The organism is Natrinema sp. 74 (assembly GCF_046097095.1).
Taxonomy (GTDB): Archaea; Halobacteriota; Halobacteria; order Halobacteriales; family Natrialbaceae; genus Natrinema.
Map to the genome: position 1 here is coordinate 759743 of NZ_CP175698.1, position 16842 is coordinate 776584.

Below are 16842 nucleotides of genomic sequence, written 5' to 3' on the forward strand. Positions count from 1 at the left end.
AGTAGGTGCTTTGTCGAAACGGTTCTCGAGCGAGAGCCGGTAAAACACCGCAAATCAATGGGAAAGAACAGAGAGCGTTCGTCGATACGCTGTGTACCGATTACTCTGGAAGACGAGCGAGGTCCGCTCCAACCTCGTGTGCACCGCGGCTCAGTTCCGACTATTTCTTCTGTCCCACGATGAATCGCACGACGAAGCTCCTGAAGGCACATCGTTGCGATTCTCCACTTACAAAACGTCTAGAAGACACAGACGATAGGGAGCAGTTCTAGTGGTGGTTGCACCGAACTACTCCCCCTACGTATCCACGATCCTACTCAGAATATCCTCGAGTTCACGCTCTAACTCGGACGCTTGTAATATCGTCACCGGATTTCCAGCCTGTGCCTTGGGAGACGGCGTCTCTTCATCGAGATCCTGAACGACCAGGAGGCCGTTCCATCCAGATCCGAAATAGTCCTCGTCGTCGCGACCGAAGACGTAATCTTCGTTGACCCGAAGAAAGGCGAGATATTCCAGCGTTTCCTTGATTCCGCGACGAATCGTGTCCTCGTTGGTGCTGTTTTTCACCTCGACGATCAGGTACTCGTGTCGATCGTCCGATTCGGAGATGATCTCGAGGACGATGACATCGGGACGACCAGTGTGGTTTCGAAATTCTCGATCGAAGTAATCGCTCGCGATGTCCTGCGCCGTGAGTTGCACTTTGTCGGTGCGTGAAAGCTCCGCTTGATCTTCGTCAGGAACAGCGACAAAAGACAGATTTCGATCGGATGCGGAGTTATCGTGATAGAGCGCGAGCTCTGTATCGCCCTCGAATCGAGCCACTTCCTGCCGTCCCGTCGCGATCGTCTCAAACGTCGGTTGATTCTCCTGCAGTCGTTCAAGCGTGGCGACGAACCGGAAGAGGACGAACAGTTCGAAGAGCGAATCCTGATCGTCGGGCGCGATCGCAGTTTCATCGAGCAACGTTCGGATCTCCTCCGCGTCGCCCTGAAACAGCCGCTCTCGTGATTTGAGGAGCGATGCGGCTTTTCGGTACACCTCCTGTCGCGAATTCGCGGCGGTCGTCAGCATCCGCTCGGTCGGCTCATAGGTGTCCGGCTCACGGATCCGCCGAACGTGGACGTTTCGCTCGACGATCCGTTGTAGTTCGTCAATGAGGTTCTCGTTTCCCTTCCACGTCTCTCGAACCCAGTCGTATTCGCCCCGGAGGTATTCTTCGGCCTCGCGGATCGTCGTGTGGATGATCGAGATCAGCCGCTTAAGAACGATGTTTTCGGGGATGTCGTAGTCGATCGATCGGTTATCACAGACGAAGATGGAACGATCTCGAGGATGTTCGGAGTAGCGTTTCTTGATGGTCGATCCCCAGTTGATTCGGCCGTCAACGGTTCCGCGCCGCGTCTGCGAGACCGTTTGGGTCTCCGTTCGAATGCTCCGCAGGTGGTTCGATAATTCTCTCACGAACGAGACGATATCCGATTTGAGAACGAAGTGAAGATCGAGCAGTAGTTCGTACTCCTCGAACCGCTCGTCCAACTGTTCGGGTTTGATCGACTGCGCTAGTTCGCGCTCGGGAAACGATCCCCGCATGACGTGTGCGAGGATGTCCTCGGTCAACTGATCGAGGAGTGCATCTCTATTCATGTTCCGGCATTGAAACCTGAAGCATCTCTCGTGCCGCTTGTTCGAGGAGCGATTCGTCAATTTCTCCGACGGCCGCGATTTCTTGGACGATCTGCCGTCGCTTCGGAACACCCTCGAGTTGGGGGAAAACGTAACTGATGACCGCCTGTGTGAGATGATACTCGAGTTCTGATTCAGGGTGGTGACTTACGTATCGGAGAACGTCCTCGATGATCGCGGGACCGATCGCTCGCTCCTCTACCGCGTGGTTCATTTCTCGCCAGACACGGCCGACCGCCATCGCCTCGGGACGTCCGATGTTCAGATCCCATGCTGCGGCATAGTCGTAGATCATCGCTTCTAGTTCTTCCTCGTTGGCCGGGCTGTCCGGGAGTTCAGGAGCCGGAACGCGGATAAACGCGAAGCGACGCATGAACGCGTAGCTCATTTCGTAGAGTGAGGTCTTATCGTAGGTGTTCATAGTCGCGAAGATCCGCCACGAATCCGGAACGAGGTATTGATGATCTGCAGGACGACCCGAAACCTCGGTCGTCGTCGTAAGCTCGACTTCACGGCCGTCTTTGGTGTATGGAAGCTGAACGGATTGCCCCGAAAGGAGCGTAAAGAGCTGTCCGAACGCTTTGTCGATATCGGCCCGATTCAGTTCATCAATGACGATCAATTCGTTTGATTGCGTTTCCGTTTGCGTGTTTTTGAGGCGATTGAGAACGATTCCGGGCGTGAACGCGAGTTCGTCACCGCTACTTCCATCTGATTCGTTCGGCATATAGCCGCCAACGGTATCGAACGTCGACCAGTCCGCAGTCGCAGTGGTCATCTCATATCCCGAATACAGATATGGACGGCAGTCCGTGAGATGAGAACAAACTCGGCGCGCGATCTCCGTCTTTCCGGTTCCCGGCGGTCCAGTAAGGAGGACGTGTTTTCCGGCTCGGAGCGCCGTCGAGATCTGCTCGAGAATCCGTTCGCCCTGATCGTCCGGGAAGTAGAGACCCTTGAGCGTCTCTGCGGAAAGCGAGCCTCGATACGGTTTGTGGACGTTGACCGTCGAAACCTCAGTCAACGTCTCCGCGATCGCTTCGATAAGCGCGATCGGCCGTTCGTACTCGATCGCGTCATCGTCGTTCCGGAACGTCGCGTACTCCGATTGAACGGGGAATTCCTTTCCGGCGGCTTCGTCACAGATACTGTTGGCTTGCTCGATCGAGAGCAAGTCTGCTGTCACTGCTGCAGATTCTCGCTCTATCTGCGCTGTCGTCTTTTCGGTGATCGATCGGGAGGTATCGATATCGTCAGCCGAACCGGTGAGAAACAGCCGATCGAACATCGCGATCAGCGGATACGATGCTCCGCGTTCATGTTCGTCCCACCACCACGGCTCGTCTTTTTCGAACGTCCGACCGAGAATTCCAACTCCAATTATGCCGTTCGGTTGCGGGGTGAGAGTCCCGTTCGATGGTTCCTCGCGCGAATGCAGAATCACGATATCACCTGTCGAGAGGCTGTCCCATCGACTCCGATACGCTTCCTCGAACGACACCGCACCGTATTCGATACTCGTCACCCAATAGTCGCACGGCGCAGTGAACTTGTAGACCGTCGGAGATGCCATCCGAATGTGTGAGAGCACAGGATGGTTATCGTCCGTCGCTCGAGAGGCAGGATTACTTGCCGTGTCATTCTCTACGGCATACGTGTCGCGGAGAATACTGTTCAATCGCGGTTGACTCAGTACGCCACCAGTGTCGTCGATGTCTTCCTGAAGGATTCGGACCCAACAGAGAAAGAGCGTCTTGGCCGGCGAAAACGAGTAGTGAGACCCAATGTTGAGTTCGTCAGCGCTCTCCCTGAGTTTAGGCTCAAGCGAGTCGTAGACGCGTCGGAGTTGCTCGAACGTAGCAGCGGCCTCCGCAGAGACGGTACCAGACGGTTTGAACCCGGCGAGCGCAGCCGACCACTCCGAGATCAGTACCTCTCCGAGACGCTGTTTGAGCCACGACGTGTTTTCCGACGACTCCACCAGCCGACTCCGAACGTGGCTCATCGCGGCCTCGAGCGTCTCGTACTCAGCTACTGACTCGGTCGAGTAGAGCTTGGTACCGTGAATTCGTTCGATGAACTCCTCTATCGAGTCGTATTCTTCGAAAAACGTCGAACCGCCGCGACCGAAGTCGATGCCGCTGAACGTGTCGTTAGGCCATCCCAGAAACCCGAGCGTTTCCCAGAAGTCTGCTCGGTCAAGAGTCGTCTCGTAGACGGGGTCGAGAAACATCACATGCGGGTAGGAGTCGTCCGACACCTCTCCCCATCCGACCGCATCAGTAAACGCAGCGGCCGTCTCCTCGTCCAGAACCCTCGCATCGTCGATACGGGCGAGAAGCGTGTAGTCACCCCCGCGACGGCCGTCACGGTCCGCAAACAAAAGATAGTCATCGGTCTCGGCCGCTTCGCTTTCTTGATTCCCCCATATGCGAAGCGTCTCGTGGTCAAGTGGGATATCACAGAGACCCTCGAGTTGGTCTCGACGAACGCCGTCGACGATGGTTCGTTCGAAGTTCGTTCGAATCGGTTCGTTGTCACCGGTCTTTATCGGAACTTGGTAGACAGTTGGTGGGTTTTCCTGTATTTCATCGTCGGCCGACGGTCCTGTTCCCATGGTCTCTAAATCGAGAAAGTATCAGCCTATAAATCCTGTTACGAGAGTACGACTGAGATCGCTACGAACGCAGACACCGAGGAACGACTCAATCGCTTATCAGATTCGAGCAACTACGCAGCTGAGAACGAGCCAACTGAGGAGTATCGAGACGTATCTGGTGAGCGTGATCACCAGCGAAGCGACCTCGGCCCCGAAAACCGCTCCCACGCGATGCCCACCGCCGCCGAGACGACCAGTCCGACGACGACGGACAGCATCGTGACACCGATCCGGACCCGTCTCGAGTCGTAGTCCGTGATGGCGGCCCAGCAGTTCTGGAGCAATTGTGAGACCCCGCCATAGTATTCGATTGCAGTGGTAGTGTAAAGTAAATGCCCCGAGTCAGGAATCTGACAGTCGGCATCAGGAACGATGGAGGAAGAAGATGACTCGAGCCCCTGCTTCCGGACCGACCGGCCGACGCGATGTCGGTAGGTGGTGGTTTCGATGGTGTGTCCGTCACAGCGCCGACCGGTCGGCTGTCCGTCGGGGCTCGAGTGCGAGCCCCGACCTACTCCCCTCGCAACTCCGGAAACAGATCGGGCGGCACGGAACAGCCACAGGGGCCGACCGAGCCGGTGTCAGGACCGTGGGCGACCGAGATGATCACCGGCTCGCCACAGGACGGGCACTCAGGCAACGAGGGGGCCGCGTCGTCGCGGCTCATCGCGACCACGGCTCCCCGCCGGTCGCTGCCGGCGATTTCGGACTCGAAGCTACGTGCGGCGGGCGATTCGGCCGTCGTGCGGGATGTTTATATCCCGGTAGAATGAACGCAAGCATGGCTTTCGAACCCTCTCGGGTTGGAAGCCACGTCTCGGGTGCTCCTACCACCCGGGGCATTTCGATACAGCCCCCGCATTCCGGAGACCGGCTTCCAGTTTACTGGTTGCCTCGTTGTGACTTATATCTACTGTTCGCCGGATGAAAGAGACGCAGGCTCGAGGAACACCGGCGTCCACGGTGAATGTCGCGGTGACGAATCCCGACTCCTGTTTCACTTTCACTGCGCTACGCGAGCCCTTAACCTCGACCGGCCCCTGTCGATGACATGGTCATCGCGGCTACACACGCCAGCTTCGGCCCCACGAGCACCGCGTTCGGAGCGGCGGATCGACCCTCCCTCGAGCCGACCGGCGGTGGTCGGCGATGACCGAGAGCCGTTCCCCACCCGCAGACCCCGCGCCGGAGCACAACCGCTCCCGGCTCGAGGACGGCCCGACGCTCGATCGGGTGACGTTCCGGGCCACCGACGACCAGCTCGCGGCGATCGAGTCGCTCGTCGACGCCGACGTCTACCGCAACCGAAGCGAAGCGATCAGGGCCGGGCTCCAGCGGTTGCTCGAGTACCACGACCGGATCGACGCCGAGCGAGACGACCGGTGACGGCGCGTTCGGACGACCGCTCGCTGCCGGCGTCGACTGTCGTCCGATCGCACCGCACAGTTCGCGACCACCGATCCTGACAATTGGATACCATTATTGGCCACTCGAGCGTGCATCCCGTCGGGGCGAGCAACGGCGACCCCTCCCTACCAATGGCACGACAACGGACTCGAGCGCGGACGCGCACCGACCGATCGACCGTCAGCAGACGCCGATTCATCGGAACCGCCACCGCCGCGACCGGCGCGGTCCTCGGACTGTGCGGACCGGCGAGTGCGAGCGGGGACGACGCCTTTCCCCCGAAGGACAACACCGAGTGGGGCGACCCCGTCACCCTCGGAAACGGCGAGGCGAGGACGTTCACGACGGTCGCGCCGTCGGGGCGTCCGGCATCCCACGGGCTCCTCATCGAGCGGGCCGCGCTCGAGGGGCTGCCGTCGGCCGACGACCTCGCCCGGTCCGGCGACGACGCCTATACGGACAAGTACGGCCCGACCGGCGAGTCGGTGGTCATCCACCACCGGTGGTCGCAGGCGTTTTTCGTTCCGATTCCGGCGACGGCCGCGACGCCGATGACGTTCCTCGGGCTGAACTGGAACCCCGACGGTCACCCGCCGGCGGGCGTCTGGACGGAGCCCCACTTCGACGTACACTTCCACATGTGCTCGCCCGAGACCGTCGACGCCATCGCCGGCCCGGCCGCGCCGACCTACGATCTTCCGGAGCGATACGTGCCCGAGGGGTACGCTCGAGGCCCGGTCGTCGACGAGCGGGTCATCACCGATATGGGCGAGCACCTGATCGATCCCACCGTTCCCGAACTGAACGGCGGGACGTTCACCAACACGCTCATCTGGGGCGTGGCAGACCCGGACGACGACGGCACCGGGGTGTTGACGTTCGTCGAGCCGATGCTCACCAGGGCGTACGTCCGAGACCACGTCGGGATCGATCGGCGACCGATCGCCCAGCCCGAGACGGACGCCGGCGCGGGCGTCTATCCGACGACCTACGCCGTCCGCGACGTGCCCGACCGGGACGCGGTCGCCGTCACCATCGCGGACTTCGAGCCCGTCTCCGGGGGTAACTGACGGCGTTTACGAGTCGTGCCACTAGTTTGCTCGAGCCTCGCGAAGCAGTGCCCGACGCGGCGTTCCCGTCGACGCTACTGGGAGTCGGTGCGTGCCGAAATCGTGACTGCGACGGTATCGCCCGCGTCGAGATCCGCCGTGTCGAGAAGCCGCAGAAACTGCTCGTCGTCGCCATCGGTGAACACGCGGGCCCGAACGGTCTCCCCCGTAGACCCCTCGAGTGCCGACTCGGCCGACTCGTCACCGGTATCGCGTTCCCCAGCGTCCGTGTCGGTGTCGCCGGCCGTCGCATCGTCGTCGGCCGAGTGGGAATAAGAGGCCGTCGACACCCGAGCGAAGGCATTCTCGAGGGCCTCGAGATCGACGCCCTCGGCCTCGAGGTCGACCGCCTCCCGCTGGACGGTCGGAACCGGTTCGGCCGCATCGAACGAGCGGGGGTCCATCGCCTCCCACTGTCGCGTTCGAATCTTCGTCGCCGTCCGGTCCGTGATCCAGTCGGGGGCCAGCCACTCGCCGTCCTCGTAGAGCCGGTGGATCTCCTCGTCGTTCGTTCCCCACGTGAAACAGCGATCGAAGCGGCGCTGGAACCGGTTGAGCGTTTCGCCCATCGCGTGTTTGATCACGACCTGCGTCGGCGTGAGGTCGCGGACGACGTCGTCGATCGCCTCGATCGACGGGTGGTTACGCAATTCGACGCGGTGGGTCGTACAGCGCGCGTTCGACACCGCCGCGGCGTCGCCCGTCGCGAGTTGGACGAACACGGCAGCGGGATCGTCCGCGATCGCGTCCAGAAGCCGAGCTGCGCTTCCCCGTGTCGGCGTCGCCGGCCCGGCGATCGTGACCCGGCCCTCCTCGAGTGCCTCATCGGGCCGGTCGAACACGCCCTGCGTCTCGATACCGGGATCGTCTACCTCGAGTGCGTCGTACAGCTTGGCGGCCTGTCCAACGAGCGTGATTGGGAGGTCGCGATCGAGCGTCGCCGCTGCGTGACCAAGCAGCGTCGCGTAGTGCACGCCGGTCAGCGAACTCGTCGCGACGACGACCCGGGAGCCGGCGTACGCTCGCTCGAGAACGGTCTGTACCGATTCGTTGAGCGCGGCCGGGTAGGCGTCGTCGGTCGAGGCGTTCAACAGCACGGCGTCGACGTCGAACGGATAGGTCGTCTCCAGCCCGGGATAGCCCGCACAGGGCCGTCGAGTGAAATCGCCGGTCGCCAGGAGGTGGCGTTCACCGTTCGAGAGCCCGTCGGCCGCGTCGGCGTCTCGAAACCGGATCGCGAACCCCGCTCCGCCGGGCGTGTGGCCCGCGGGGACCGGCCGGACCTCGAGTTCGGAGAGGATCGACGTCCACTCCTCGATCGGCTCGAGGGCATCGAGAGCGGCCGAGATATCGCCGAGATCGTTGTCCTTTCGCGCTTCCGGCAGCGCGTGCTCGAGGACGGTCGCCGTCGCCGGCGACGCGTAGATCGGCGCGTTGTGGCGGACGTTCCTCGCGAGCGTTCGGTAATGGTCGATGTGCGCGTGCGTGAGGAGGATCGCGTTCAGATACTCGCCATCGTCGAGGAGCGCGTCCAGATCGACACCGTCACCGCAATCAATGAGGATGCATGCGCGGGTCCCGTCGCTGGCCGTAACCCGGAGGAGCGTCGACTCGTTGCCGCTCCGAACGTTCGCGTGCTGATAGGACACTCGCATGCGTTCACGCGGGTTACGCACCGTCACTACTTTAATTTCATTATACTGTTCTGACGAAACCATAGGAGAATGACAGCTTCGAGAGAGGAGGCGCGGATTCGGACATCCCCGTAGCCGGCACGCGTGCGAACGAACCGCACACGCTCCTGCGACGGTCGTCCCAGCCCCACCGTCGAACGAGCGACGGACCGGACGATCGGAGACGGCGGCCGGCACCGCTCGGCGGGTGCGACGACTGACGGGCACGTGCGGTGAGACGCCATCGACCGTCCCGAGCGCTCACGACGTGAACCCGGCCCCAAGCTATTTCCGCGCTGTGGCGAGAGAAAAGCCATGCGAACCCGAGACAAATCCCTCTCGGGAAACGTCTCGATGGAGTCGATCCGCGTGCTCTGCGTAGACGACGAACCGGACCGCCCGCACGCGGCCGCCGAGTTCCTCGAGCAAGCGGACATCGCCATCGAAACACAGCGAGCGACCGGCGCGAGCGACGCGCTCGAGTGCCTCGCCGAGACGGATATCGACTGTATCGTGTCGGAGTACGACCTCCCCGATCGGGACGGGTTGGCGTTACTCGAGGCCGTTCAGGCGGACTACGACGACGTGCCGTTTATCCTGTATACGGACGCGGGCTCGGAGGCGGTCGCGAGCGAGGCGATTTCGGCGGGCGTCTCCGAGTACGTCCGTAAAGGAGCCGACGGGGACGAGAGCACGACGCTGACCGATCGGGTCGTCGACGTCGTCGCGACGACGCGAGCGCGTCTCGAACGCCGGCGTCAACTCAGCGCCATCGAGACCGCCCAAGAGGGGATCGGGATCCTCGACGCCAACGGCCGATTCGTCTACGTGAACCAGGCGTACGCCGATCTCTATGGGTACGACCCTGCCGAGATGATCGGCGAGGGCTGGGAACGGCTCTACCCCGAGGGCGACGTCGCGACCGTCCGCGACGAGATCATTCCGACGGTGATGGCGGAGGGCGACTGGCACGGGGAAACGACCGGCCTTCGGGCGGACGGGTCGACTTTCGTCGAGGCCCACTCGCTGTCGACGACCGGTAACGGAGACCTCATTTGTACGGTTCAGGACATCTCGGGCCAGAAGGAACGGGAACGCGATCTCGAGCGATACGAGACGATCGTCGAGGCGCTTGGCGACCCCGTCTACACGGTCGACTCGGACGGCCGATACGCGTACGTCAACGACGCCTACGCCGAGTTGACCGGCTACGAGAAAGACGAGATTATCGGCCAGCACATCTCGTTTCTCATCGACGAGGCATCCGTCGAGCGCGGCACCGACGGCGTCCGATCGCTGCTCTCGAGCGAGACCGAGACGCGACAGCAGACTCACGAGACCATTGTCAAAACCGAGGACGGCGAACAGATTCAGTGCGAGGCGAACATCTCGCTGTTGCCGCTCGCGGACGGTCAGTACCGCGGTGTTGCCGGCGTCGTCCGCGACATCACCGAGCGCAAGGAGCGCGAGCGCGAACTCGAGGAGTACGAGACGATCCTCGAGACGATTCCCGACGAGGTGTACACGCTCGATGCGGAGGGCTATCTCACCAAAATCGTCCCGCCGATCGACACGGACCTGACGATGACGGGTCACGAACCCGCAGCCCTCGTCGGCGAACACGTCTCGACCGTCATGGACGACGACGATATCGCCACGGCCGAGTCGGTGATTCGCGACCTGTTGTGCTCGGACGATCGCAAACGCGCGTCCTTCGAAATGGAAACGATCGCGAACGACGGCGGTCGGACCCCTCACGAAAACCACATCGCGATCTTGCCCTCGGACGACGGCCAGTTCCGAGGGACCGTCGGCGTCCTGCGGGATATCACCGAGCGCAAGAAGCGCGAACGCGAACTGAAGGCCCAGAACGAACGCCTCGACCGGTTCGCCAGCATCGTCTCTCACGACCTCCGAAACCCGCTGAACGTCGCGCAAGGGCGACTCGAGATCGCCCGCGAGGAGTACGACAGCGAGGACCTCGAGGTCGTCGCCTGGGCCCACGACCGAATGGCGGTGCTGATCGAGAACCTGCTGGCGGTCGCCCGCGAGCCCACTCCTGATCCGGATACCGCGCCAGTCGATCTCGCGACGGTCGCCGAGAACTGCTGGCGACACGTCGAGACGACCGAGGCGACGCTCCGACTCGAGACCGACGCCATCGTTCGAGCCGATCGCACGCGGTTCAAACAGCTCCTCGAGAACCTGATTCGTAACGCCGTCGAGCACAGCTCGGCGAGCCCTGCTTCGCACACTCAGCAAGACGGCCCCGACCACGACGGCCGGGGCGTCACGGTCACGATCGGCGAACTGGACGACGAGCGGGGGCACGGATTCTACGTCGAAGACGACGGTCCCGGCATCCCGGCCGACGAGCGCGACCGCGTCTTCGAAAGCGGGTACTCGAGTGCCAACAACGGCACCGGACTCGGACTGGCGATCGTCGCGGAGGTCGCCAAGGCCCACGGCTGGACCGTCGCCGTCACCGACGGGGCCGACGGCGGAGCGCGGTTCGAGTTCACCGGCGTCGACCGAGCGGACCGGGGACGTGCCGGCGGCGGAGAGTAATCCTTTTGCGGGACCCCTACACACACCCAGGTATGAGCAACGATTGGCCGGTCGACCCCGACGGCGAGGAAGGTAGCGAGGGGATGCGCAAGTTCGACATGCGGATCATCGCGGACAAGGTTGACGAGGAGGAAGACTACCCGATGGACGTCGCCGAGTTCGTCGACGAATACGGCGACTATCCGATTCGGATCAACCACGAGCGCATCGTCCCGATGCGCGAGATCTTCGACTACGTCGACGCCGAGGAGTTCGAGACGATGATCGACATGCACAAGGCCGTCGGGGCGGCGATGCGTGCCGGTGACTTCTGGCAGTACCACCCGCAGGGTGCCGACCCCGAGAAGAAACACGCCTGAGCCGTTTTCGAGGGATCGTCACGAATCTGGATTACGTATCACTTATACGACGCCGTTCGAAAGGATCGTCCACCGTGACTAACACGCAGGTAACGCTCGTTCAGATCGACAACTACGGGCCGTGGACGGTGACGCCCGAACCACGGCGAGAGGCCGACCTCCAGACCATGCAGTCGCGGCTGTACGCGGACATTTCCCAGTTCGTCGGCAACCGAGGGGGGTACACCTTTTTCACCCGCTTCGACAACATGATCGCCGTCACCAACGGCTGCTCGTTCGAGGACCACGCGCTTCTCCAGGAATCGGTCGGCAACCGCTATCCGGTGACGCTCAGCCTCGGCGTCGCGACCGGGACGAGTCCCGTCCAAGCGCTATCCGACGCGACCGAGCGCCTGCAAGACGCCGGCAGCGCCCAGGACAAGGACCGCCGGGAGTGTCTCGAGGGTCGAGTCATCGATGACGAGTATCGAACCGACGAGGACGTCCAGATCGCCCACTTCGACGTGATCAACGCGACCGGCAACTACACGGACGAACTCAACGCCTTCGACACCTTCATCGAGATCGAGCAGGGCTACGCGGAACTGATGCGCCACATGCGCTACGCCCACGACAGCCTCTCCTTTTTCGTCGGCGGCGACAACGTCATCGTCGTTTGTCCCGACCTCGAGAAAACGGACTACGAAGAGGCGATCCACCACGTCGAGGAGGCCGTCGACGTCGAGATGCAGGTCGGCGTCGGCCGCGGAAAAAGCGCCCACGAGGCCGGCTACGCCGCCAAACATGCCCTCGAGACCTGCCGGGCCGACGGGATCAGAGTCGAACTCGAGCGGTAGACGACCCGAAACCCGGAGACAGGAACTTCGCCGCCGTCTCGCTTAAGTGTAGCGGGGGTAGCTTTTAGCCCGTTCGTGCTATCAATTCACACATGGAATCGGAACTGTCCGTCAGGGACGTCCTGACGAACGAGTACGTCGGCGTCAGCGAATCCGACAGCATCCTCGAGACCGTCCGGCTCATGCGCGAGGAGCGAACGAGTTGCGCGCTGGTCGTTCGCGGGACCGACCCGGTCGGGATCGTGACGGAGTGGGATGTCCTCGGACTCGTCGCCGACGAAGACGACCCCGCCGGCACGACCGTCGAGGAAGCGATGACGGCGCCGGTCATCGCCGTCGGTCCCGATCGCTCGCTCACCGACGTCGCCACGACGATGGCCCGCCAGAACATCCGCAACGTCGTTGTCGAGGACGAGGACGGACTCGTCGGGCTGGTCACCCAGCGCGACGTCATCGCCGCCGCGGGCTCGTTCCGGGCGACGATGACCCCCGTTCGCTCGTCCGAGCCGCCGCTCGATCGCGACCGCGAGGTCGCCGATGCAACGACGGCCCGCGCGACCGAGGCGGACGACGCCCGGCTCGTCCCGAACGGCGGCGACGAGTACACGACCCAGGGAGTCTGCGAGGCCTGCGGCTCGCTCGCCGACGCGTTATGGGACGCCAACGGCCAGCTGGTCTGTGCCGACTGCCGGACGGTGTGATCGACACCGGTCGTTCAGCCGCAGTCGCCGTGCCACCGGCCCACCGAACGCTATCTCTCCGATAGAAAGACCTTTCGGGTGGCGCGGTGGAGGGGCCGGTAATGATCGAGACCCTCGACGACCTGGACGTCGACGGGACTACCGTCGGTGTTCGCGTCGACGTCAATAGTCCGATCGATGACGGGACGCTCGCGGACGACGCCCGGCTGCGCGCCCACGTCGACACGCTCTCCGAACTGCTCGAGCGAGGCGGACGGGTCGCCGTCCTCGCCCATCAGGGCCGGCCCGGCGGTGACGATTTCGCCACTCTCGAACCCCACGCAGACCGCCTCTCGAACCTGCTCGGCCGACCGGTCGACTACGTGGACGCGACCTTCTCTGCGGCCGCTCGCGACGCGATCAGCGACCTCGAAAACGGCGACTGCCTCGTCCTCGAGAACACGCGCTTCTACAGCGAGGAATACATGGAGTTCGACCCGGAGCGAGCCGCTCAGACCCACCTCGTTGAGGGGCTCGAGTCCGTCCTCGACGCCTACGTCAACGACGCCTTCGCTGCGGCCCACCGCTCACAGCCCTCGCTGGTCGGCCTCCCGACCGTCCTGCCGAGCTACGCCGGCCGCGTCATGGAGGCGGAACTCGACGTGCTCGGCACCATCGAGGAGACCGCCGAACCCCGCGTCTACGTCCTCGGCGGCGCGAAGGTTCCCGACTCGATCGACGTCGCCTGGTCCGTCTTGGAGAAGGGACTGGCCGATCACGTCCTCACCGCCGGCGTCGTCGGCAACGTCTTCCTCATCGCCGACGGCGTCGACCTGGGCGACGAGAGCTCCGATTTCATCTACGATCAGGGCTACTGGGACGAGATCGACCGCGCCGCCGATCTGCTCGACGCCTACGGCGATCGGATCGCGCTCCCGCGAGACGTCGCCGTCGACCGCGATGACGAGCGCCACGAACTCGGCGTCAACGCTCTCCCGCCCGAGGACGGCGAGTCCGCGATGGACATCGGGGACTCGACGCTCGACTACTACCAGCGGATCCTCGACGACGCGGAGACAGTCATCCTCAACGGCCCTGCCGGCGTCTTCGAGGACGAGCGCTTCCGAACGGGGACCCGCCGGCTGTTCGACGCAGCGACCGACAACCCCACGAGCATCGTCGGCGGCGGCGACACGGCCTCCGCGCTGCGCACGCTCGGCGTCGAGGGCTTCTCCCACGTCAGCACCGGTGGCGGGGCCGCCCTGCGGATGCTCACCGCCGAATCGCTCCCCGCCGTGACTGCCCTCGAGAATGCCCCACGACAGCCCGCGGCCGACGATTGAGCTCGCCTCGCGGGACGACCTCGATGCCCTCGCGGACCTCTGGGTCGACCTCGCCCGCGATCAGCGCCGGCACGAATCGGCCGTCCGCCCCGACGCGAACCGCGAGGCGATGCGAGAGACGCTCGGTGCGTATCTGGTCACCGACGGCCTCCTCGTTGCCCGCCTCGGCGGCACGATCGTCGGCTTCGTCTCCGTATCGATCGAACAGGGAACCCTCGAGCTCGACACCACGCGCGGCCTGCTCTCGAACATCTACGTCCGACCGGCGTACCGAGGCCGCGGAATCGGTACCGCCTTGCTCGAGGCCGCCGAGGAGTCACTCGCCGACCGCGGCGTCGACACGATGTTGCTCGAGGTGATGGCCGACAACGAGGCCGCCCGACGGTTCTACCGCCGTCACGGCTACGACGAGTTTAGGGTGACGATGTCTCGCTCGCTCGGCGACCCGGACGAAAACGATACACACTCAAAGGAGGACGGCTAACCCACGGCTTGCGCCAGGGGAGCATGGGCGGTTCATGCACTCGACTTGTAATCGAGACTTCGTGGGTTCAAATCCCACCCCTGGCTTGAATCCTTAGATTCAAAGCTCCTCTCTCCTAGATTCGAATCTCCGGCAGCCCAGGACAAGCAACGACCAGAACCGCCGGTTCAAAGCTCGTTCGTCTCGGAGGCTGAAAGGGACGAGACGTCGTGCGCTACAAGAGATCGTTGCAAACGGACGACGAATCGACAAAGCGGGTGTTTCGGCGTGAACGCCGAATCTCCCTATCTGACCACACAACGGTTTCGGGCGCGAACGCCGAAACTCGTTCCATCTGCGCTCTCAACGGCCTTCATCGGGTGTCCGCTGATGCGTATCTGTTAGTCCCAGCGATAACTGACGTTCGAGTCAATTTCCTTGTCGATGAAATCAGAGTCATCACAGGATCCCTGGTACATGTAAATGTCCTTATTGGAGCCGGTCCAGCCGTCGGTGACCTCGCCAGAGACTCGGGTTGTGCTGCCCTTATCCTCCACGTCATCATCGTAGAATTCGTGGTTGGTCTTCTCGACAGTCCCGTCGTCAATCACGATATTGTACTGGCCGCGACCGCCTTCGGAGTAGACAACGAGCCGGCACTCGGCGGCAGCGGCCGAGCCAGCCAGCACCGAAGCGCCTCCTGCACCGACAGCGGTCGTCAGAGCGCTTTTCTTCAGGATCGATCGTCGAGTCAATTGTGACATGCAACGATCACTTTATTTCTGATGGGGATAAAACTAATAGTAATTCTCAATGGTTGCAATACATGGTAATGAATTAGTTTAGGTTGACTCTGTTGAAATCCTCAAACATCAGTGATGTAGCGATCCTCCTCGGCGACAAGGAGACGACGATCAAGCAATTCGAGCGTTAGTTCGTGAAATTGGTGTTCGTCCGCTCATCACGCACCGCGAATTTCCGTCGCTCCACAGGGCGTGGAACGCTCGGCTGGACGCCGACTTCTACGAATAGCACGGAACGTCCCGCTAAAAAGAAAGACGGGGTGTCCGGATCAGAACGGGAGCGACCACTTGTGGTCACAATTTGGACAGACGAAGTCCGCGATTGCCTCTCCGTCAGAGGCATACTTCGCGACCCGCTCCCCTAGCTCGTTATCACAATTCGGACAGCGAGCCAACATCCAGCAAGTCACCACTAGCGTCCTGAGACGAATCAGTCTGGGCCCTCATTGTATTGTGTGTCTGAGTTTTGATGTTTGGTTATCATCCGTCGGTACGATCCCAGCACCCGGTAAAGACGGTCACTAACCGACTCCACTCAGGAATCTTTACGAACAAGAGGGGCTATGTCAGTTGAGATCAGTCTACGTCACCTTCGCACTCGGAAGTCCTTCGACCCGCAGGAACAGACTGCTGTTCCAATAGGGCGGATGCTCCCGTCCAAGCATTCTTTCGCTGCGTACGCCGCCCCGCAGCGAACACACACGGCCACAACGCGGTTGTGGTCGCGCACGGTGATCACCTCACTCCACTCAGGGTACGGAATTCACTTCAACGCTTGTACGAGCGAATAGAAACGTCGTCCAAGAGAGACAGTCATCTTCGATTGTTCGTCATCCATCGGTACTGATCGAGACGGAAGGGGCGCTGTGAGCGCCGGCGGAGTTCCTCGGGCAATGCGCCCGATACCCGTGAGAGCGCAGTGTTACTGCGACCGTGTTCGAATTCCACCGCTGGTTCTCCGGTCACCGGTATCGCGAGGGGCCGGTACACCGGGCCGAACGCAGTGTAACAGGCCGATTCCAAGTTCGTTAGAATCGAAGAGAAGTTGATAACCGTCGCGCCGAACGTGTTTACTGTCGCGTTACCCACTGCGCGACAGCGATCCAATCAACACCTACCTGACCCCTTGTCCCAGCCTCGTCCGGCAACGGTCGTCCCCCCGGCCTGCCGGGCGCTTTTCTGGTTTCGAGATGACGCCTCGAGCGGGCACGCTCCCGATTCGAGCCGTCGCGAACTGCGACGAACCGAACGTG

General features: G+C 62.3%; 14 protein-coding genes, 1 tRNA gene and 1 pseudogene. 10 read left to right on the plus strand and 6 right to left on the minus strand.

The genetic code is table 11. From position 1 onward, the window contains the following. Positions 1-297 precede the first annotated feature (297 nt). The 4 genes from ACJ70B_RS03780 to ACJ70B_RS03795 all read right to left on the minus strand — a co-directional run bounded on the left by ACJ70B_RS03780 (position 298) and on the right by ACJ70B_RS03795 (position 5015). Complete coding sequence (locus tag ACJ70B_RS03780) at positions 298-1650, minus strand: hypothetical protein (protein ID WP_408959082.1); 1353 nt, start codon at positions 1648-1650, stop codon at positions 298-300. Beyond that, positions 1643-4306: an AAA family ATPase gene (locus ACJ70B_RS03785; protein ID WP_408959083.1), complete on the minus strand. Its 2664-nt coding sequence runs from the start codon at positions 4304-4306 to the stop codon at positions 1643-1645. The genes ACJ70B_RS03780 and ACJ70B_RS03785 overlap by 8 nt, the downstream gene beginning before the upstream one ends. Before the next feature lie 170 nt (positions 4307-4476). After that, positions 4477-4632: a hypothetical protein gene (locus ACJ70B_RS03790; protein WP_408959084.1), complete on the minus strand. Its 156-nt coding sequence runs from the start codon at positions 4630-4632 to the stop codon at positions 4477-4479. A 227-nt stretch (positions 4633-4859) separates the two neighbouring features. After that, positions 4860-5015 carry a hypothetical protein gene (locus ACJ70B_RS03795; protein WP_408959085.1) on the minus strand — a complete coding sequence of 52 codons (156 nt, stop codon included), beginning with the start codon at positions 5013-5015 and terminating at the stop codon, positions 4860-4862. Positions 5016-5497: 482 nt separating this feature from the next. Between ACJ70B_RS03795 and ACJ70B_RS03800 the strand changes: the two genes are divergently transcribed. Both ACJ70B_RS03800 and ACJ70B_RS03805 read left to right on the plus strand, forming a co-directional pair. Further along, on the plus strand, positions 5498-5734 hold the full coding sequence (locus ACJ70B_RS03800) for a ribbon-helix-helix domain-containing protein (RefSeq protein WP_408959086.1): 237 nt from the start codon (positions 5498-5500) through the stop codon (positions 5732-5734). 152 nt (positions 5735-5886) lie between these two features. Beyond that, a complete protein-coding gene (locus ACJ70B_RS03805) occupies positions 5887-6825 on the plus strand; it encodes a hypothetical protein (RefSeq protein WP_408959087.1) in 939 nt (312 codons plus the stop codon). A gap of 74 nt (positions 6826-6899) precedes the next feature. On the opposite strand, the gene ACJ70B_RS03810 is transcribed toward ACJ70B_RS03805, so the two are convergent. Next, positions 6900-8519 (minus strand): MBL fold metallo-hydrolase, encoded by a 1620-nt coding sequence (locus tag ACJ70B_RS03810; RefSeq protein ID WP_408959088.1) that lies wholly within the window; start codon positions 8517-8519, stop codon positions 6900-6902. A gap of 333 nt (positions 8520-8852) precedes the next feature. Here ACJ70B_RS03810 and ACJ70B_RS03815 point away from each other — a divergent pair, with 333 nt between their 5' ends. The 7 genes from ACJ70B_RS03815 (at position 8853) to ACJ70B_RS03845 (ending at position 14893) form a co-directional block, all read left to right on the plus strand. Continuing rightward, positions 8853-11105, plus strand: coding sequence for a PAS domain S-box protein (locus ACJ70B_RS03815; protein WP_408959089.1), 2253 nt, complete (start codon positions 8853-8855; stop codon positions 11103-11105). 32 nt (positions 11106-11137) lie between these two features. Next, a complete protein-coding gene (locus ACJ70B_RS03820; protein WP_408959090.1) occupies positions 11138-11464 on the plus strand; it encodes a DUF5785 family protein in 327 nt (108 codons plus the stop codon). A 74-nt stretch (positions 11465-11538) separates the two neighbouring features. Continuing rightward, positions 11539-12300 (plus strand): GTP cyclohydrolase III, encoded by a 762-nt coding sequence (locus ACJ70B_RS03825; protein WP_408959091.1) that lies wholly within the window; start codon positions 11539-11541, stop codon positions 12298-12300. Between the two features lie 92 nt (positions 12301-12392). Next, entirely contained in the window at positions 12393-13001 is a 609-nt protein-coding gene (locus tag ACJ70B_RS03830; RefSeq protein ID WP_408959092.1) for a cyclic nucleotide-binding/CBS domain-containing protein, read from the plus strand. A gap of 101 nt (positions 13002-13102) precedes the next feature. Beyond that, positions 13103-14323, plus strand: a complete 1221-nt coding sequence (locus tag ACJ70B_RS03835; RefSeq protein ID WP_408959093.1) for a phosphoglycerate kinase — start codon at positions 13103-13105, stop codon at positions 14321-14323. Further along, positions 14292-14807, plus strand: coding sequence for an N-acetyltransferase family protein (locus ACJ70B_RS03840; protein WP_408959094.1), 516 nt, complete (start codon positions 14292-14294; stop codon positions 14805-14807). The genes ACJ70B_RS03835 and ACJ70B_RS03840 overlap by 32 nt, the downstream gene beginning before the upstream one ends. Before the next feature lie 12 nt (positions 14808-14819). Further along, a tRNA-Thr gene (locus ACJ70B_RS03845) sits at positions 14820-14893 on the plus strand. Between the two features lie 294 nt (positions 14894-15187). Here ACJ70B_RS03845 and ACJ70B_RS03850 read toward each other — a convergent pair. Continuing rightward, a complete protein-coding gene (locus ACJ70B_RS03850; protein WP_408959095.1) occupies positions 15188-15550 on the minus strand; it encodes a hypothetical protein in 363 nt (120 codons plus the stop codon). 104 nt (positions 15551-15654) lie between these two features. On the opposite strand from ACJ70B_RS03850, the pseudogene ACJ70B_RS03855 reads away from it, so the two are divergent. Continuing rightward, positions 15655-15812: pseudogene (locus tag ACJ70B_RS03855) on the plus strand (IS5/IS1182 family transposase); the annotation flags it as partial. Positions 15813-16842: the final 1030 nt, after the last annotated feature.